Source organism: Acidocella sp. KAb 2-4, assembly GCF_020567705.1.
Lineage (GTDB): Bacteria > Pseudomonadota > Alphaproteobacteria > Acetobacterales > Acetobacteraceae > Acidocella.
This window is the reverse complement of the sequence record NZ_JAJDJU010000007.1, coordinates 43,289-61,795: the sequence shown is the minus strand read 5'-3', so window position 1 is coordinate 61,795 and position 18,507 is coordinate 43,289. Positions and strand designations below refer to the sequence as shown.

Annotated in this window: 16 protein-coding genes and 1 tRNA gene; 11 read left to right on the top strand and 6 right to left on the bottom strand. The window is 67.9% G+C overall.

Features of this window, described 5'->3' with window-relative positions:
• Positions 1-31: 31 nt before the first annotated feature.
• The 3 genes from tkt to LI953_RS06715 all read right to left on the bottom strand — a co-directional run bounded on the left by tkt (position 32) and on the right by LI953_RS06715 (position 4,064).
• Positions 32-2,074, bottom strand: a complete 2,043-nt coding sequence (tkt, locus tag LI953_RS06725) for a transketolase (RefSeq protein WP_227075278.1) — start codon at positions 2,072-2,074, stop codon at positions 32-34.
• Between the two features lie 119 nt (positions 2,075-2,193).
• Positions 2,194-2,604 carry a group II truncated hemoglobin gene (locus LI953_RS06720; protein WP_227075277.1) on the bottom strand — a complete coding sequence of 137 codons (411 nt, stop codon included), beginning with the start codon at positions 2,602-2,604 and terminating at the stop codon, positions 2,194-2,196.
• Between the two features lie 140 nt (positions 2,605-2,744).
• Positions 2,745-4,064 (bottom strand): ammonium transporter, encoded by a 1,320-nt coding sequence (locus LI953_RS06715; protein ID WP_227075276.1) that lies wholly within the window; start codon positions 4,062-4,064, stop codon positions 2,745-2,747.
• 279 nt (positions 4,065-4,343) lie between these two features.
• On the opposite strand from LI953_RS06715, the gene LI953_RS06710 reads away from it, so the two are divergent.
• Complete coding sequence (locus LI953_RS06710) at positions 4,344-5,528, top strand: UbiH/UbiF/VisC/COQ6 family ubiquinone biosynthesis hydroxylase (protein ID WP_227075275.1); 1,185 nt, start codon at positions 4,344-4,346, stop codon at positions 5,526-5,528.
• A gap of 1 nt (position 5,529) precedes the next feature.
• Here the strand turns inward: LI953_RS06710 and LI953_RS06705 are convergent, their stop codons facing one another.
• Positions 5,530-7,326 carry a transglycosylase domain-containing protein gene (locus LI953_RS06705; RefSeq protein ID WP_227075274.1) on the bottom strand — a complete coding sequence of 599 codons (1,797 nt, stop codon included), beginning with the start codon at positions 7,324-7,326 and terminating at the stop codon, positions 5,530-5,532.
• 82 nt (positions 7,327-7,408) lie between these two features.
• Between LI953_RS06705 and LI953_RS06700 the strand changes: the two genes are divergently transcribed.
• Positions 7,409-7,495 (top strand) — tRNA-Leu (locus tag LI953_RS06700).
• Between the two features lie 59 nt (positions 7,496-7,554).
• Here LI953_RS06700 and LI953_RS06695 read toward each other — a convergent pair.
• Positions 7,555-8,133 carry a HutD family protein gene (locus tag LI953_RS06695; RefSeq protein WP_227075273.1) on the bottom strand — a complete coding sequence of 193 codons (579 nt, stop codon included), beginning with the start codon at positions 8,131-8,133 and terminating at the stop codon, positions 7,555-7,557.
• 148 nt (positions 8,134-8,281) lie between these two features.
• Positions 8,282-9,106 (bottom strand): formate/nitrite transporter family protein, encoded by an 825-nt coding sequence (locus tag LI953_RS06690; protein WP_227075272.1) that lies wholly within the window; start codon positions 9,104-9,106, stop codon positions 8,282-8,284.
• A 282-nt stretch (positions 9,107-9,388) separates the two neighbouring features.
• Here LI953_RS06690 and LI953_RS06685 point away from each other — a divergent pair, with 282 nt between their 5' ends.
• The 9 genes from LI953_RS06685 to LI953_RS06645 all read left to right on the top strand — a co-directional run bounded on the left by LI953_RS06685 (position 9,389) and on the right by LI953_RS06645 (position 18,506).
• Positions 9,389-9,871 carry a formate dehydrogenase subunit gamma gene (locus tag LI953_RS06685; protein ID WP_227075271.1) on the top strand — a complete coding sequence of 161 codons (483 nt, stop codon included), beginning with the start codon at positions 9,389-9,391 and terminating at the stop codon, positions 9,869-9,871.
• A complete protein-coding gene (locus LI953_RS06680) occupies positions 9,871-11,388 on the top strand; it encodes an NADH-ubiquinone oxidoreductase-F iron-sulfur binding region domain-containing protein (RefSeq protein WP_227075342.1) in 1,518 nt (505 codons plus the stop codon). The genes LI953_RS06685 and LI953_RS06680 overlap by 1 nt, the downstream gene beginning before the upstream one ends.
• Positions 11,389-11,398: 10 nt before the next feature.
• Positions 11,399-14,233: a formate dehydrogenase subunit alpha gene (gene fdhF, locus LI953_RS06675; RefSeq protein WP_227075270.1), complete on the top strand. Its 2,835-nt coding sequence runs from the start codon at positions 11,399-11,401 to the stop codon at positions 14,231-14,233.
• A complete protein-coding gene (gene fdhD / locus LI953_RS06670; RefSeq protein ID WP_227075269.1) occupies positions 14,230-15,057 on the top strand; it encodes a formate dehydrogenase accessory sulfurtransferase FdhD in 828 nt (275 codons plus the stop codon). The genes fdhF and fdhD overlap by 4 nt, the downstream gene beginning before the upstream one ends.
• Positions 15,047-15,280 (top strand): formate dehydrogenase subunit delta, encoded by a 234-nt coding sequence (locus LI953_RS06665; RefSeq protein WP_227075268.1) that lies wholly within the window; start codon positions 15,047-15,049, stop codon positions 15,278-15,280. Before fdhD ends, LI953_RS06665 begins: the two co-directional genes overlap by 11 nt.
• 79 nt (positions 15,281-15,359) lie before the next feature.
• Positions 15,360-16,187, top strand: a complete 828-nt coding sequence (locus LI953_RS06660) for an NAD-dependent protein deacetylase (protein ID WP_227075267.1) — start codon at positions 15,360-15,362, stop codon at positions 16,185-16,187.
• 65 nt (positions 16,188-16,252) lie between these two features.
• Positions 16,253-17,122, top strand: coding sequence for an NAD(P)-dependent oxidoreductase (locus LI953_RS06655; RefSeq protein ID WP_227075266.1), 870 nt, complete (start codon positions 16,253-16,255; stop codon positions 17,120-17,122).
• A gap of 56 nt (positions 17,123-17,178) precedes the next feature.
• The gene (locus tag LI953_RS06650; protein WP_227075265.1) at positions 17,179-17,754 is read left to right on the top strand and encodes a class I SAM-dependent methyltransferase; all 576 of its coding nucleotides are present in this window, start codon (positions 17,179-17,181) and stop codon (positions 17,752-17,754) included.
• Between the two features lie 17 nt (positions 17,755-17,771).
• A complete protein-coding gene (locus LI953_RS06645) occupies positions 17,772-18,506 on the top strand; it encodes an SDR family NAD(P)-dependent oxidoreductase (RefSeq protein WP_227075264.1) in 735 nt (244 codons plus the stop codon).
• Position 18,507 lies beyond the last annotated feature (1 nt).

Here is an 18,507-nt window from a genome sequence, read left to right as displayed (position 1 = left end):
TCTCGCTCCGTTACTTGGATATGGTTTTGGTTTAGCCGTTGAGAAGCCCGGTGACGGCTTGGCAGATCGCCGCCTCGGTAATGCCGAAATGCTGATACAGCACCTCCGCCGGGGCCGAAGCGCCGAAGCCGGTCATGCCGATGAACACCCCGCCTTGGCCCAGCCAACGCTCCCAGCCGAAGCCGCAGGCGGCCTCGACGCCGACACGCGGGGCGCTGCCCAGCACTTCGGCTTGGTATTCGGCGCTCTGCTGCGCGAACAGCTCGAAGCTCGGCGCGGAGACCACGGCGACCTGCACGCCCTGCGCCGCCAGCGCCTTGCGCGCGGCCATGGCCAGCGACACCTCGGTGCCGGTGGCGATGATGGTGGCGGCGCGCTGGCCGCCCTCGGCCTCGGCCAGCACATAGGCGCCGCGGGCGGTCTTGTTGCCGTTGGCGACATCGCGCAGCGCCGGCACGCCCTGGCGCGAGAGCACCAGCAGGCTGGGCCCGGTGGTGTTGCGGATCGCCACCTCCCAGGCCTCGGCGGTCTCGATGGCGTCGGCCGGGCGCAAAGTGAGCACGTTCGGCATCGCGCGGAAGGAGGCGAGATGCTCGATCGGCTGGTGGGTCGGGCCGTCTTCGCCCAGGCCGATGGAATCATGCGTCAGCACATGGATGGCGCGCACGCGCATCAGCGCCGCAAGGCGGATGGCCGGGCGCATATAGTCGGAGAACACGAAGAACGTGCCGCCATAGGGGATCAGCCCGCCATGCAGGGCGAGGCCGTTCATCGCCGCGGCCATGCCGAACTCGCGCACGCCGTAATAGATGTAGCGCCCGGCGTAATTGCCCGGCTCGACCCCGGCCATGCCCTTGACCAGGGTGAGGTTGGAGCCGGTGAGATCGGCGGAGCCGCCGACCAGCTCGGGGATGGCGGGCACCAGCACCTCCAGCGCCTTCTGGCTGGACTGGCGGGTGGCGAGTTTCGGCTTGCTCTCGGCCAGCTGCGCCTTGTAGGCGGACATCGCCTCGGCCCAGCCCTCGGGCAGCTTGCCCTGCATCACCCGCTCGAACTCGGCGCGCATCGGGTGCTTGGCTAGGCGCTTGAGCCAAGCGCGGCGCGGCGCGGCGCCGCGCGCCCCGGCCTCGTGCCAGTTGTGATAGACCTCATTGGGCACCACGAAGGGCAAATGCGGCCAGTGCAGGGCGCGCTTGGCGGCCTCGGCCTCGGCCCCGCCCAGCGGCGCGCCATGCACCCCCGCGGTGCCCGCCTTGGACGGCGCGCCCAGCCCGATCACGGTGCGGCAGGCGATGATGGTGGGCTTCGAGGATTTCTGCGCGAAAGCCAGCGCGGCCTGGAGCTGCGCGAAATCATGCCCGTCCACGCGCTTGGTGGCCCAGCCATAGGCGGCGAAGCGTTTCAGCGGGTCCTCGGAGGTGGCCATGCCGGTGGCGCCGTCGATGGAGATCGAGTTGTCGTCCCACAGCACGGTCAGCTTGTTCAGCTTCAGATGCCCGGCCAGGGCGGCGGCCTCGTGGCTCACGCCCTCCATCAGGCAGCCATCGCCGGCGACCACCCAGGTGCGGTGATCGACCAGGCTCTTGCCGAATTTGGCGGCGAGCATGCGCTCAGCCAGCGCCATGCCAACGGCGGTGGCGAGGCCCTGGCCCAGCGGGCCGGTGGTCATCTCGATGGCCGGATGCTCGCCATATTCCGGGTGCCCGGCGGCGGCGGCGTGCAGTTGGCGGAAATTCTTGATCTGGTCGATGCCCATGCCCTCATGCCCGGTGAGGTGCAGCAGCGCGTAGAGCAGCATGGAGCCATGCCCGGCGGAGAGCACGAAACGGTCGCGGTCCCACCAGCCGGGATCGGCGGCGTCGAATTTCATCGCCCGCGTCCATAGCGCGGTGGCGGCGTCGGCCATGCCCATCGGCATGCCGGGATGGCCGGATTTGGCGGCTTCCACGGCGTCGATGGCGAGGGCGCGGATGGCGTTGGCCATCATGCGCTCCTCGGTCAGGGGCTGGGCCAGGATCTCCGCCTGCCGCGCCAGCGCCGCCTCGTTGCCTGAAAGATCGCCAATGCTTGCCATGTCTCGCCTGTTCCGTCCTGAATGGCGCGTGCATAATGCCAGCCGCCCCGGGCTTCAACCCAGGGCGTGCAAATGTCAGCCTTGTTTTCTCTGGCTTAAAGCCCCGCCGGGCCGGGTGGTTAGCGCGTTTCGCCGCGCCAGGACATCGCCATCGCCAGCTGGCTCAGCGCATCGTCCATTTTTTCAGCAAGTTCGGTCTCGGCCCCGATCTCGCGCAGGGCGTCGCGCATCGCGTCCATCCATTGCCGAGCGGTGGCCTTAGTCACGTTCATCTTGGCGTGGCGGGACATGATGCAGAAGCCGCCGCGCTTCTCGATCCAGTCGCGCGGGCCGCCGAGCCAGACCGAGAAGAACCCAGCCAACGATTCGCGCATCGGGCCGAGATCGGCCTCGTGCATGGCGCGCAACTCGGTATAAGCGGGGTTGCGCTCCATGACGTCGTAAAACGCGTCCGCCAGCCGGCGCACGCCCTCGGCCCCGCCGAGACGCTGATAGGGAGTCGCTTTGTCTTCGATAACCGTGCCGTCCATTGCCCTGCCTGATGTCAACCGGGCAGGCACCAAAGCAAAAATTTTCGCAAAAAACTTTGATCTGGATCATGGCGGCGGCGCGGACAGCAAAAAGGCGGGGGGCGCATGGCCCCCCGCCCCGATGCCCGCCGCCGCGCGGCTCAGGCGAAGTGCTGGAGCTTCTCGCCGTGCTGGGCGATGTCCAGACCCTCGACCTCGTCCTCCTTGCTCACGCGCAGGCCCATGGTCAGGTCGATGAGCTTGAGCACGATGAAGGAGACGATGCCGCTGTACAGGATGGTGACGACGATGCCCTCGGCCTGCAGCAGCACTTGGTGGGCGTTGCCCTCGATCAGCCCGGCATGGCCGCCGACCTCGTTGAGCGCGAACACGCCGGTGAGCAGCGCGCCGAGGATGCCGCCCAGGCCATGCACGCCCCAGACGTCCAACGCGTCGTCATACTTGAACATGCCCTTGAAGCCGGTGACGCCCCAGTAGCACACCGCGCCCGCGGCTAGGCCAATGACCAGCGCGCCCGGCACGCCGACGAAGCCGCAAGCCGGGGTGATGGCGACGAGGCCCGCCACCGCGCCGGAGACCGCGCCCAGCAGGCTCGGCTTGCCCTTCACCAGCCACTCCACCAGCGTCCAGGAGACAACGGCGGCCGAGGTGGCGAGGTGGGTGTTGATCATGGCCATGCCCGCGAGGCCGCCCGAGGTGAGCGCGGAGCCGGCGTTGAAGCCGAACCAGCCGACCCACAGCAGGGCGCCACCGGTCATGGTGTAGGCGAGGTCGCCAGGGGCCATGTTGTCACGCCCATAGCCGGTGCGCTTGCCGACCATGATGGCCGCGATCAGCCCGGCCACGGCGGAGTTGATGTGCACGACGGTGCCGCCGGCGAAGTCGAGCACGCCCGCCGCGCCGAGGAAGCCGCCCGGGCCCCAGACCATGTGCGCGATGGGCGCGTACACGGCGATCAGCCAGATGCCCAGGAACACCATGGCGGAGGAGAATTTCAGCCGGTCAGCCGGGCCGCCCAGGATGAGCACCGGGGTGATGATGGCGAAAGTGCACTGGAACATGGCGAACACCGTCTCGGGGATGGTGCCCGAGAGGCCGTTGAGCCCGGCGCCGCTGAGCATGACGCGCGAGAACCCGCCAATGAACGGCGCCAACGGGCCGGACCCGGCGGTGAAGGCGAGGCTGTAGCCGACGATCACCCACAGCACCGAGATCAGCCCGGTGGCGAAGAAGCACTGCATGAGCATGGCCAGGATGTTTTTCCGGCGCAGCAGGCCGCCATAATACAGGGCGAGGCCCGGCACGGTCATCATCAGCACCAGCACCGAGGAGGTCAGCATCCAGGCGGTGTCACCGGGATTCAGGGTGGGCGTGGTGCTCTGCGCCAGCGCGGGCGCGGCCCCCGCGGCGAGCATCCCCAGACCTGCCGTGACCGCCGTCAATATCGATCGCTTGCTCATCGAATCTATGTTCCTCATGCTTCTCCGCTTTTGATGGTCTGGAGCCTGACAGACCGGCGGAGCACTTTGTGGAGGGCTCGTTGACGTGACACCAACCAACAAAGCAAGGACCATGCCGAAGCCTAGAGCCGCACGAAAAATATGCGGGACCAGATGACATCGCGCCGCAACGGCGGGCAAAGCGCAATTTATAGGCAGAAGAAGCGCGCAAATTGCCCAAAACCAGCTCAGCTGGGGCTGGGGCTTGGCGCGCTGCCACCGCGCGATTAGATTACCGGCATGACAACCACCCATGACATCGCGATTATTGGCGCCGGCCCGGTGGGCGGCACGCTGGCTTTGGCCCTGGCCGCGCGCGGCCAGCGCGTCCTCCTGGTCGACCGGGCGGATCTGACGCCGATGGAGGACGAGGCCTTTGACGGCCGCGCCTATGCCATCGCCGCGGGCAGCAAGGTGGTGATGGAGTGGGCCGGGATCTGGGACGAGCTGCCCTACGCCCCCTGCCCGATCCTGGATATCGACGTGACCGACGGCAAGCTCGGCCGCGCGCCCTCGCCGCTGAAACTGCATTTCGACCATCGCGACGTGGGCGAGGACCCGTTCGGCTGGATCATCGAGGCGCGCTCGATCCGCATCGCGCTGAACCAGGCGCTGCACACCGCGCCCAACCTGACCCTGCGCGCCCCGGCCGAGGCCCTGGTGGAGCGCAGCGACGCGCAGGTGCGCCTGCGCGTCGGCGAGGAGGAATTCACCGCCAAGCTGGTGGTGGCCGCCGAGGGCCGCAAATCGGCGCTGCGCGAGCAGGCGCGGATCGGGCTGACTCGCCTGCCCTATCATCAGACCGGGGTCATCTTCGCCATCGCGCATGAGCGCCCGCATAATAACGTGGCGCTGGAGCATTTCCTGCCGGGTGGGCCGTTCGCCGTGCTGCCGATGACCGGCACGGCGGAGCACCCCAACGTCTCCGCCATCGTGTTCACCGAGCGCGATGCGGCGGCGCAGAAACTCTACGCCATGCCGGATGAGCCTTTCCTGGCCGAGGTGGAAAAGCGCCTCGGCAACCGGCTAGGGCGCATCGCGCTGGCCGGGCGGCGCTGGCTGTATCCGCTCTCGGCGCAATATGCGGCGCGGTATTACGACACGCGGCTGGTGCTGGTGGGCGACGCCGCGCATGGCGTGCACCCGATCGCCGGGCAAGGCTTGAACCTGGGCTTCCAGGATGCCGAGGCGCTGGTGCGGATATTGGACGGCGCCGAAGACCCCGGCGCGCCCGCGCTGCTGGCCCGCTATCAGGCCGCGCGGCGGCCGATCAACTTGGCCATGCTGATGGGCATGGACACGCTGGACCGGCTGTTCTCGACCAATTTCCCGCCGATCCGGCTGGCGCGCGACCTGGGCCTCGCCGCCGTGGAGCGCCTGCCGGGGCTGAAGAAGCGCTTCATGCGCGCGGCGATGGGGCGGTAATCTAGCCGCCCAGCGCCAGGGCGACCTGTTTGAAAATCTGCGCCGGGAGGGTGCCGCCGAGCATCTTGTTGGTGGGGCTGTTATCGTCATTGCCCAGCCAGACGGCGATGATGTCGCCCCCGGTATAGCCGATGAACCAGGCGTCGCGGTAATCCTGGGTCGTGCCGGTCTTGCCCGCGGTGTAGAGGCTGGGGATGAACGCGGCCTTGCCCGTGCCGCCGGTGACCACGGCGCGCATCATCCCAGCCACGGCCTGCGCCTGGGCGGGATCGACCACCGGCACCGACGGCGCGTGCGGGGCGGGCGCGCCGTTGATGGCGGTGACGCCGTAGGGGGTGACCCGCTCGCCGCCATTGAAAAACGTGGCATAGGCCGCCGCCATTTGCAGCACGCCGACCGCGCCGGTGCCCAGCGCCATGGTCGCATCGTCGGGGAAATTGTCGTTCAGCCCCAACAGGCGGGCCACCGCGATCACCCGCCGGGGCCCGCCCGCGCGCAGCAGGATACGGATGGCGGCGGTGTTCATCGAATCCGCCAGCGCCTCGGTCATCGAAACCTCGCCGTGATAGCCCGCCTCATAGTCGTGCGGGTGGTAGCCGTGCAGGTAGAGCGGGGCGTCGAGCACGGTGTCGGAGGGCGACATGCCCGCGCGCAGGCCGGCCAGCCAGACGATGGGCTTGATCGCCGAGCCGGTCTGGCGGCGGGCCAGGGTGGCGCGGTTATAGCCCTCGCGGTTGCCGACGCCGCCGATCAGCGCCCGCACCGCGCCGCTATGCGCGTCCACCACCACCACCGCGCCCTGGGAGACGCGCAGCGCCGGGCCCTGGGTGGCGATCGCGCCATCCAGCGCGGCCTGGGCGGTGGCTTGCAGGGCCGGGTTCAGGGTAGTGGCGAAGGTGATGTCCTCGCCTTCGGGAATCTGCGCGCTCTCCTGCTGCATCACCCAGAGCGCGAACCAGGAGGTGCGCGAGACCGGCTGTGCGGCATCGGCGAGCTGGGCCGCGGCGGCGTTTTCCTGCTCGGGGCTGATCGCCCCGGTGGCGACCATCGCGTCCAGCACCTCGGTGGCGCGGGCGGCGGCGGCCTGGGCATTGGTGAGCGGGTTGAGGCTGGAGGGCGCCTTGGGCAGCCCCGCCAGGATCGCCGCCTGCGCCAGGGAGAGCTGGCGCGCCGGCACACCGAAATAGAGCCTGGCGGCGGCATCCACCCCATAGGCGCCCTCGCCCAGGTAAACCCGGTTGAGATAGATGCCGAGAATTTCGTCGCGGCTGTAATGGCGGGCGAGCCAGAGGGAGAGCACGGCCTCCTGCACCTTGCGGCGCAGCGTGCGCTGGTTGGTGAGGAACAGCGTCTTGGCCACTTGCTGGGTGAGGGTGGAGCCGCCCTGCACGACGCGCCGGTGCATGAGGTCGGAGGCCAGAGCGCGGGCGATGCCCTCGAGGTCGAACGGGCCGTGCTGGTAAAAGCGGCGGTCTTCGATGGCGATGAAGGCGGCGGGGACATAGGGCGGCAGGGTCGAGGGCAGCACCACCCGGCCCGAGGCGTCGCCAAACCGGGCGGCGAGCTGGCCCGCGGGGTCGAGCAGCAAAATGGCCGGGCGGCGCGGCGTGGTGACGGCCGTGGCGGGGTTCGGCATGTCCCAGGTGAACCAGAGATCGGCCAGGAACAGCGCCAGCCCGCCCCAGATGGCGCCGATGATGAGCAGCCGCGCCACCGCCCAGGCGCGGCGCAGATGAAGCGCGAGCGGCGGCTTGGCCTTGGGGGTGGGTTTCGAGGGAGTCGGCTTGGCGCGGGGCATGGCGTGTTGCTGCCAAGTACCGCCGTGGCTGGTCAACGGGTTATTGCCCGGCGCGGCGGCTCCGGGTTAGGGGAGAAGCGGCGCGGGTGTGGCGGAATGGTAGACGCACCGGACTTAAAATCCGTTGGGCCTTTGGCCTGTGGGGGTTCGAGTCCCCCCACCCGCACCATAATACGGCAGACGCGCAGTTTGCGCCGCCCCGTCAGCCAGACGCACCCCTGACCGCGATCAGCCGCTGCACGCGGAATAGGCGATGGAGAGTAGGCGCGCGCTTGCCGGGCTTTCCAGCGTTATGGCGAGCGGCGTGTCGGCGAGCAGCGCGTCCATCGGGGTGAGTGTTTCACGCTGGCCGGATATAATCAGGGTGCAGGCGGTTTCCGCCAGCAGGAGATGCGCGTCCGCCGTGGTCCGCAATGTCTCGCCGGCGGCGAGGTTGACGCGCCGGGCCTCATGCCGCCAGGCGCCGCGGCGGGTCATGGCGTTGAAGTCGAAGGAGACGCCGCCCACCGGCCGGCCATGCACGGGGAGTTCCCCCGGGAAGGAGAACGGGGCGCTGCTGGCGTCGAGACGCAGCCGCGCCTCGGGCGTCTCCAATTCGAGCGCCGCGCCATCGAGCGTGGTCAAAGTGCGGTCGATGCCCGTGAAACTGGAAAACGGCCCCTCGGCGCGGATTTCGGCGCGGCTGGCCCGCCAGGCGAAATCCTCGAAGCCCGCGCCGGGCGGGTGGACGGCGTATTCCCAGGTGCGGCCGCCGCCATTGCGCCAGGGGACCGGGGTGAGAGACGCGAAGCGGATCAATCTGAACATCAATTTTCCCCTGGCGGATATCACGAGGTTTACGCGCGCATGGCGTGCGAGGATAGGCAATCCGCCCCGTTGCGCAAATCTTTCTCGTCCGCCCCCGCTGGCCGCACAAAAACCCGAGGCAGCCAGATGGCCGCCTCGGACGGCCCGCTCATTCGGCCGGAACGGCGTCGGGGATGTCCTCGCGCGCGGTGCGCCCGAAGGCGAAATACAGCCCCGCGGCGGTGAACAGCCCGGCGCCGACGATATTGCCCAGTGTCACCGGAATTTCGTTCCAGATCCACCATTGCGAGATGGAAACGGGCGCGCCGAGCAGCATGCCGCAGGGGATGACGAACATATTCACCACGCAGTGCTCGAAGCCCTGGGCCACGAAGGCCATGATCGGCAGGAACATCGCCACGATCTTGCCAATGGTGGAGCGCGTCACCATCGCCATCACCGCGCCCAGACTCACCATCCAATTGCACAAAATCCCCTTGAGGAAGGCGGTGCCCCACCCGGCCGCGCCAAGCTTCGCATAAGCCAGTGTTTTCAGCCCGGCGATGGCGGCGATCTTGGCTCCCACGGCGTCAGGCGCGTCAGCGAACAGATGCGTGTTGGCGGCGGCGAAAATCACCGCGTAAAGCAGGCTGCCGAGCAGGTTGCCGATATACACCGTGATCAGGGCGCTCAGGACCTCCCCGAAGCTCAGCCGTTTTGCCAGCATGGCATAAGGCAGCAGCGCGGCATTGCCGGTGAACAGCTCCAGCCCCAGCAGCACCAGCATGATGAAGCCGACCGGGAAGAACAGCGCCGCGACAACGGAATTATCGGTCGCGACCAGGGCGGACACGAACAAGGTGGTGGTGAAGCCGAGCATCATGCCAGAGAGCCCGCCCGTCAGTAAAATCACGCCCTTGTTGAGCCGGGCCTTCTTGGTCCCAGCCTCCATCATCGCCGCCGCCAGGGCGGAGGGTTGCAGCCAATCGTTCATTAAACACTCCTCCAATGAATTATGTTTTTATCCGAGCAAGCTCTAACGATTAGTTGGTCGGCCCAGCCGGGCGCGTCACCAGCCCGGCTGGGCATGGCATGGCATGGCATGGCATGGCATGGCATGGCATGGCATGGCATGGGGGAGTTAGTGTCCGCGCTTTTGATTGCAATGGGCGGGTTCGCCGCCATTGCGGCGGGGTGCATTTTTGCTGTTGTCTTTCCCCGCCGCATCCCCAAATGTGGTAAGGTGTAATGGCATAAACAGAGTGTCCGCACGTCCATGAACCAAAGCACCCCGCCCCAAGACTGGGATCCCAGTCTGGTTGACGATATTGTTGCCCGCCACAAGGGAACGGAAGGCCCGCTCCTGCCCATTCTGCATGATTTGCAGGCGGCGCTTGGCTTTATCTCCGAAGACGCGATGCACTTGGTCGCGCAGGCGCTGAACGTCACCCGCGCCGATGTCTATGGCGTGGTCTCTTTCTACCATGATTTCCGCACCGCGCCCCCGGCGCGGCATGTGCTGAAAATCTGCCGGGCCGAGGCCTGCCAGGCGATGGGCGGCGAGGCGCATGCGGAGGCGCTGCTAGCCCGGCTGGGTCTGGGCTGGGGCGAGGCCACGGCGGATGGAAGGCTGACGGTCGAGCCGGTGTATTGCCTGGGGCTGTGCGCCTGCGGACCGAACGCGATGCTGGACGGCGCGCCCCGCGCCCGGCTGAGCGAGGCCGGGCTCGACGCGCTGGTGCGGGAGGCGCTGGCATGATGCGCATTTATTTGCCCCGCGACGCCACCACCCTGGCCCTGGGCGGTGAGGCTCTGGCCGCCGCCATCCAGGCCGAAGCCGCCAAGCGCGGCGTGGCGGTCACGCTCATCCGCAACGGCTCGCGCGGCTTGTTCTGGCTGGAACCGCTGGTGGAGATCGAGACCCCGCAAGGCCGACTCGGCTTCGGCCCGACGCAGGTGGAGGATGTGCCGGGGCTGTTCGGCCCGGATTTGGCGCGCCACCCCAAGGCGCTCGGGCTTGTGGACCAGATCCCCTTCCTCGCCCGGCAGACGCGCCTGACCTTCGCCCGCTGCGGCCTCACCGACCCGCTCTCGCTGGCTGATTATGAGGCGCATGGCGGCTTCAAAGGGCTGGCCCGCGCGCGCGAGATCGGCCCCGCCGCGGTGTGTGCGCAGATCACCGCCTCTGGCCTGCGCGGGCGCGGCGGCGCGGGCTTTCCGACCGGGGTGAAGCTGGAGACGGTGCGCAAGGCCGAGGCTGACCACAAATATATCGTCTGCAACGCCGATGAGGGCGATTCCGGCACCTTCGCCGACCGGCTGCTGATCGAGGCCGATCCGTTCTGCCTGATCGAAGGCATGGCGATCGCGGGGCAGGCCGTGGGCGCCGCGCGCGGCTATGTGTATCTGCGCTCCGAATATCCGCAAGCGATCGAAACCCTCCGCGCCGCCATCGCGCTGGCTGAGCGGGCGGGCCAGCTACCCGGCTTCAGCCTGGAGGTGCGGGTGGGGGCTGGCGCCTATGTCTGCGGCGAGGAGACCGCGCTGCTCGACAGCCTGGAGGGCAAGCGTGGCATGGTGCGGGCCAAGCCGCCGATCCCGGCGCTGCACGGCCTGTTCGGGCGGCCGACGGTGGTGAATAACGTGCTCTCGCTGGCCACCCTGCCCTTTATCATGGCCGAGGGCGCGGAGGCCTATGCCAGCTTCGGCACGGGTCGCTCGCGCGGCACCATGCCGGTGCAGCTCGCTGGCAATGTCCGCCATGGCGGGCTGTTCGAGACGGCCTTCGGCATCACGCTGGGCGAGTTGGTCGAGGAGATCGGTGGTGGCACCGCCTCGGGCCGGGCGCTGCGCGCGGTGCAGGCGGGCGGGCCTCTCGGCGCCTATTTCGCCCCGCACCAATTCGGCACGGTTTATGATTACGAAGCCTTCGCCGCCCAGGGCGGGCTGATCGGCCATGGCGGGCTGGTGCTGTTCGACGACCGCGTGAACATGGCCCGGATGGCGCGCTTCGCCATGGCCTTCTGCGCGCATGAATCCTGCGGCAAATGCACGCCCTGCCGCCTCGGCTCCATCCGCGGCGCCGAGGTGCTGGACAAGATCATCCGCGGCGAGCGCCGCGCCGAAAACGCGGCCTTGCTCGAGGATCTGTGCGAGACGATGAAATTCGGCTCGCTCTGCGCGCTGGGCGGCTTCACGCCCTATCCGGTGATGAGCGCGCTGAAACTCTTCCCCGAGGATTTCGGCCTGACCCCGCACGCGGCGGCGCTGGCCTGAGGAGCGGAACATGGGTCTGATCAAGGAAACCGATTACGGCACCAAGGCCAGCGCCGCTACCACGGCGGTGACGCTGAGCATCGATGGCGTGAGCGTGACCGTGCCCGAAGGCACCTCCGTGATGCGCGCGGCGATGCTGCTGGGCACGCAAATCCCCAAGCTCTGCGCTACCGACTCGCTGGAGAGTTTCGGCTCTTGCCGGCTATGCCTTGTGGAAATCGAAGGCCGCGCGGGGACGCCGGCCTCTTGCACCACGCCGGTGGCGCCGGGCATGGTGGTGCATACGCAAAATGAGCGGCTGGCCAAGCTGCGCCGGGGGGTGATGGAGCTGTATATCTCCGACCACCCGCTCGACTGCCTGACTTGCGCCGCCAATGGCGATTGCGAGTTGCAGGACATGGCCGGGGCAGTGGGGCTGCGCGAGGTGCGCTACGGCACCGACATCGCCACGCATCTTGACGCCAAGAAAGATCTTTCCAACCCGTATTTCCAATTCGACCCGTCGAAATGCATTGTCTGCTCGCGCTGCGTGCGCGCCTGCGAGGAAATCCAGGGCACATTTGCGCTCACCATCGCGGGGTCGGGCTTTGGCTCCAAGGTCTCGGCCGGGATGGATGAGGCGTTCCTCGGCTCCGAATGCGTCTCCTGCGGCGCCTGCGTGCAGGCCTGCCCCACCGCGACGCTGATCGAGACCTCGGTTGTGGAAGCCGGCCAGCCGGAACATTCCGCCGTGACCACCTGCGCCTATTGCGGCGTGGGCTGCGCGTTTAAGGCCGAGATGCGCGGCGAGGAGCTGGTCCGCATGGTGCCGTATAAGGACGGCCTCGCCAATCATGGCCATTCCTGCGTCAAGGGACGCTTCGCCTGGGGCTATGCCACGCATAAGGACCGCATCACCAAGCCGATGCTGCGCGCCTCCATCACTGAGCCCTGGCGCGAGGTGAGCTGGGAGGAGGCGATCGCGCATGTCGCCACCGAGTTCAGGCGCATCCAAGCGAAATACGGCGTGGATTCCGTCGGTGGCATCACCTCCTCGCGCTGCACCAATGAGGAAACCTATCTGGTGCAGAAACTCGTCCGCGCCGGCTTCCACAACAACAATGTCGATACCTGCGCGCGCGTCTGCCACTCGCCCACCGGCTACGGGCTGAAGATGACCCTCGGCACCTCCGCCGGGACGCAGGATTTCGACAGCGTGATGGATGCCGATGTGATCATGCTGATCGGCGCCAACCCCACCGACGCGCATCCGGTGTTCGGCTCGCGCCTGAAGGCGCGGCTGCGGCAGGGGGCGAAGCTGATCGTCGTCGATCCGCGCCGCATCGATCTGGTGCGCACCCCGCATGTCGAAGCCGCGTATCATTTGCCGCTGCGGCCAGGCACCAATGTCGCCGTCGTCAACGCCATCTCGCATGTCATCGTCACCGAGGGGCTGGCCGATGAGGCCTATATCCGCGAACGCTGCGAGTGGGATGAATACGCCGAGTGGGCGGCGTTCATTTCCGCGCCCAGCCATAGCCCGGAGGCGGTGGAGGCCGTGACCGGCGTGCCCGCGGCCACGGTGCGCGCCGCCGCCCGGCTCTATGCCCAGGCGCGCAATGGCGCGATCTATTACGGGCTGGGCGTGACCGAGCACAGCCAGGGCTCCACCACGGTGATCGCCATCGCCAACCTCGCCATGGCTACCGGCAATGTCGGGCGGCCGGGCGTGGGCATCAACCCGCTGCGCGGGCAAAACAACGTGCAGGGCAGTTGCGATATGGGCAGCTTCCCGCACGAATTTCCCGGCTACCGGCATGTCGCGGATGATACCACGCGCGGCATCTTCGAGCGCGAATGGGGTGTCACGCTCTCGCCCGATCCGGGCCTGCGCATCCCTAACATGCTCGACGCCGCGATCGATGGCAGCTTCAAGGCAATCTACATCCAGGGCGAGGATATCGCGCAATCCGACCCCGACACGCAGCACATCACCAAGGGGCTGTCGGTAATGGAATGCGTGGTGGTGCAGGATTTGTTCCTGAACGAGACCGCGAATTTCGCGCATGTGTTCCTGCCCGGCTCGACGTTTTTGGAAAAGGACGGCACCTTCACCAACGCCGAGCGGCGCATCCAGCGCGTGCGCAAGGTGATGAGCCCGCGCAACGGCTATCAGGATTGGGAAATCACCCAGATGCTCGCCAACGCGCTGGGGTTTGCGATGAACTACGCGCACCCGGGCGAGATCATGGACGAGATCGCCCGCACCACGCCATCCTTCGCGCATGTCTCCTACGCTCTGCTGGAAGAAAAAGGCTCGGTGCAATGGCCGTGCAACGATAAGGCGCCCGAGGGCACGCCGATCATGCATATTGGCGGTTTCGTGCGCGGCAAGGGCAAGTTCGTCGTCACCGACTATATCGCCACCGACGAGAAGACCGGCCCGCGCTATCCGCTGCTGCTCACCACTGGGCGCATCCTCAGCCAGTATAACGTGGGCGCGCAGACCCGGCGCACCGAGAATGTGATGTGGCACGAGGAGGATCTGCTGGAAATCCACCCGCATGACGCCGAGGATCGTGGCATCCGCGACGGCGATTGGGTGCGCCTCGCCTCACGTGCGGGCGAGACGAGCCTGCGCGCCAAGGTGACGGACCGCGTGGCGCCGGGCGTGGTGTACACCACCTTCCACCACCCGCTCACCCAGGCCAATGTCGTCACCACCGATAATTCCGATTGGGCGACGAATTGTCCGGAATACAAGGTGACGGCGGTGCAGGTCGCGCGTTCCAACGGCCCCTCGGACTGGCAGGTGAAACACCAGGCCCATGGCGACAAGGCGCGGCGCATTGAGGCGGCTGAATGAGCGATCTGCCGGAACCGGCGGCGCGGGTTTCCGCTCTCGCGGTGCGGGCCGGGCGGGCCACGCCCCTCACCCGCGCCGTGCCCGAGGAAACGCCTGTGGCCTTCAGTTTCGACTTCACCGGCTTCGGCGTGATGATGGCGACGCCAAGCGATCTTGAGGATTTCGCCATCGGCTTCGCGCTGTCAGAAGGCATCGTAGCGCATGCCGATGAAATCTCCGCGCTTGAGATCGCGCCACTGGGCGAGGGCATAGAATGCCGGATGATGCTGAAAGCGGGACTGCCCGAAGCCGTGCGCAACCGCCACCGTTTCGGTGCCGGGCCGGTGGGGTGCGGGCTGTGCGGCATCGCGCAACTCGATGAGGCGTTGCGCCCGCTGCCCAAGGTGGCATCGCCTTACACGATCAATGCCGCCGCGCTGTCCGCCATGGTGGCGGCGCTCAACGACTATCAGCCGCTCAACCGCGAGACCCGCGCGGTGCATGCCGCCGCGTTTTTCCGCGATCCGGCGTTACCGCCCCTGGTGCGCGAGGATGTCGGCCGCCACAACGCGCTCGACAAACTCGCAGGCGCACTGGCGCGCGCGGGCGAGAGTGCCGAGAATGGCGTGGTGGTGATGAGTTCGCGCCTGTCGATCGAGCTCGTGCAAAAAGCCGCGCGCATGGGCGTGCCGGTTCTGGCCGCCATCTCGGTGCCCTCGGCGCTCGCCATCCGCGCCGCCGAAGCCGCGGGCATCACGCTCATCGCCATCGCCCGCGCCGACGGGTTTGAGGTTTTCACCCATCCTCACCGCATTCTTTACGAGGTCGCCAGTCATGTCGCCTGAAAAGCTGGTCCGCATGGCCAATCAGATCGCCCAGTTCTTCGCCAACCGCCCTGATGACGAGGCCGAGGCGGCGATCGCCGATCACCTCAAAAGCTTTTGGGAAAAGCGGATGCTGGCGCAGATTTTCGCGTATCTCGACGCCGGGGGCGAAGGATTGCAGCCGCGCGTGCGCGCCGCCCTCACCCAGCTGCGCCAAGCCACGCCGAAGGCGCAAACGCACTGACCGGAATGCTCCGCCGCCGCGGTTTGAAGCCCGCGCCCGGCCTCTGGGCGGGCGGGGCGGGCGGCGTTAAGCTACGCCCATGACCCCATTCAGCGGGCTGGAAACCTTTATCGAACGCCACCAGCGGTTATTCGTGCTCACCGGGGCGGGGTGCAGCACGGTCTCGGGGATACCGGATTACCGCGACACCGACGGCAACTGGAAGCGCGTACCGCCGGTCACCTACCAGGCCTTCATGGGCACGCACGCCACCCGCCAGCGCTATTGGGCGCGCAGCCTGGTCGGCTGGCCGCGCTTCGGCCGCGCCCGCCCCAACGCGGCGCATCAGGCGCTTGCCCGGCTGGAGCAACGCGGCAAGGTGGAGGTGCTGCTGACTCAGAATGTCGACCGGCTGCACCAGGCGGCAGGCAGCGCGCGGGTGATCGACCTGCACGGGCGGCTCGATGTCGTGCGCTGCACCGGCTGTGCCCATGAGCTGCGGCGCGCCGTCTTCCAGCATGAGCTGGAGCGGCTCAACCCGGCCTGGGCCGGGCTGGAGGCGCCCGCCGCACCGGACGGCGACGCCGACCTCGACGCCGCCGATCTCTCCGCCTTCGCCGTGCCGCCCTGCCCGCGCTGCGGCGGCGTGCTGAAACCTGATGTCGTGTTCTTCGGTGAAAACGTGCCGCCGGCGCGGGTCGAGGCCGCGCAAACGCATCTGGCGCAGGCTGACGCGGTGCTGGTCGTCGGTTCCTCGCTCATGGTCTATTCGGGTTTCCGTTTCGTGCGCGCGGCGGCGCAGGCGGGCAAGCCGATCGCCGCCATCAATCTCGGCCGCACCCGCGCCGACCCGCTGCTCTGCGGCAAGGTCGAGCAGCCCTGCGCCGAGGCACTCGGCTTTTTATTGCCGGACGCCCCGCGCGCCTGACTTGCGCAACCCGGTCCGGCTCCCCACCATTGCGTCACGTTTTCATCGGGTTGGAGTCACGCAGCATGAAGATCGGTTTTCTCGGCCTGGGGCAGATGGGCCATGGCATGGCCGCCAATCTCATCCGGGCCGGGCATGAGGTGACGTTGTATAACCGCACGCCGGGCAAGGCGGCGGGGCTGGGCGCGCCGCTGGCCGCCACGCCGGGCGCGGCCGCCGCGGGCCAGGAGGTGGTGTTCACCATGCTCGCCAACGACGCCGCGCTGGAGGCCGTGCTGCACGGGCCGGACGGGGTGCTGGCGCATCTGCCGCGCGGGGCCATCCATGTCTCCTGCAGCACGATCAGCGTCGCCCTGGCCGAGGCGCTCACCGCCGCGCATGAAGCCGCCGGGCAGCGCTTCGTCTCCGCCCCGGTATTTGGCCGGCCCGATGCCGCCGCCGCGGCCAAGCTGTTCATCGCCGCCGCCGGGGCCGAGGCCGATCTCGCCCGGCTGCAACCGCTGTTCGATGTGCTCGGCCAGCGCAGCTTCGTGATGAGCGACACCCCGGCGCGGGCCAATCTGGTGAAGCTGAGCGGCAATTTCCTCATCGCCTCGGTCATCGAGGCGCTGGGCGAGGCGCTCGCCCTGGTCGGCAAGGGCGGCGTCGATCAGCGCGCCTATCTCGACCTGCTCACCTCCAGCCTGTTCAACGCCCCCGTCTACAAGACCTATGGCAATCTGCTGGTCGAGCGGAACTTCGAGCCGCCCGGCTTCGCCGCGCCGCTGGGGCAGAAGGATATCCGCCTCGTGCTCACCGCGGCCGAGGCGCTGAACGTGCCGCTGCCGCTCGCCAGCCTAGTCCGCGACCGTTTCCTCACCCTGCTGGCCAATGGCGGCGAGGCGCTGGACTGGTCGGCCTTCGGCGCGCTGGCCGCCAAAGATTCGGGCCAATGACAGCCCCCCATAGCCCAAACGGCAGTCGCAAATCGCAAGAGCAAAGGGACAACACGATGGAATTGCAAAGCGCGGTGACGCATCTCGGCGCGGTGTTCGAACATATCGCGGCGGACGGCCAGATGGTGCTGGACGAATTGCACCTGCCCGCCGGCGCCGAGGTGCTCGATGTCGGCACCGGGGTTGGTAATTTCGCCATCTTCCTGGCGATGCGCGGCTTCGAGGTACTGACCGGCGAGCCGGACACCGACACCACGCAATATGCGCGCAAGGATTGGGCGGCCAACGCCGCCGCCGTGGGTGTGGCCACACGCATCCGGTTCCAGGCCTTCAACGCCAGCGCGATGCCGTTTGCTGACGAACGCTTCGCCGCGGTGTTCTTCTTCGGTGTGCTGCACCATGTGGACGAGGCCGAGCGCGCGCGCGTGTTCAGCGAGGCGTTGCGCGTGGTGCGCGCGGGCGGCGCGGTGGTGTTTTTCGAGCCCAACGCGACGACGCTCAAGGAAATCTGGGGGAATGATCCGGGCCACCCGCTCGCCGCCCATCCCGGCGATTATGTCGGCGGCGCCAAGCTGGTGGAAACCCGGCTGCGCGGGCGCCGGATGGATATCTTCATGTACCGCGCGGCGTGACGAACACGGAGCCATTCATGCTGACAGGAAAAATCGTGCTGATCACCGGCGCCACGGCGGGAATCGGGATGGCCACGGCGCGGATTTTCGCGGCGCGGGGGGCGCAGGTATTGCTCACCGGGCGCAACGCGGCGGCGGGCGAGGCGCTGGCGGCGGAACTCGGCGGCGCCTTTTTAGCCGCCGATATCGCGGCGCCCGAGACGCCCGCGCGGCTGATCGGCTGGGCCCGCGAGCTTCATGGGCGGCTGGACATTCTCGTCAACAACGCGGGCATCTTGTTCAAGGGCGACGCCACGCACTGCACCGATGAGCAATGGGAGCAGACCATGCGCGTCAATGTCACCGCCGTGTTCCGCCTCTCGCGCGCGGCGCTGGGGCTGATGACCGCGCACGGGGGCGGCGCCATCGTCAACGTCGCCTCCGATTGGGGGCTGGTCGCGGCGGAGCAGGCTTTGGCCTATGGCACCAGCAAGGGCGCCATCGTGCAGCTCACCCGCTCGATGGCGAAAGACCATGCGCGCCAGGGCGTGCGGGTGAATGCGGTCTGCCCCGGCGACACCGACACCGCGATGCTGCGCGCCGAGGCGTCGGGCAGCGCGGCGCGGCTGGCCGAGATGGCGGAGGCGATCCCGCTCGGGCGGCTCGGGCGGCCGGAGGATGTGGCGGCGGCCATCGCATTCCTGGCCTCCGACGAGGCATCGTTCATCACCGGCGTGGCTTTGCCGGTCGATGGCGGCAATTCGGCGGTTTGAA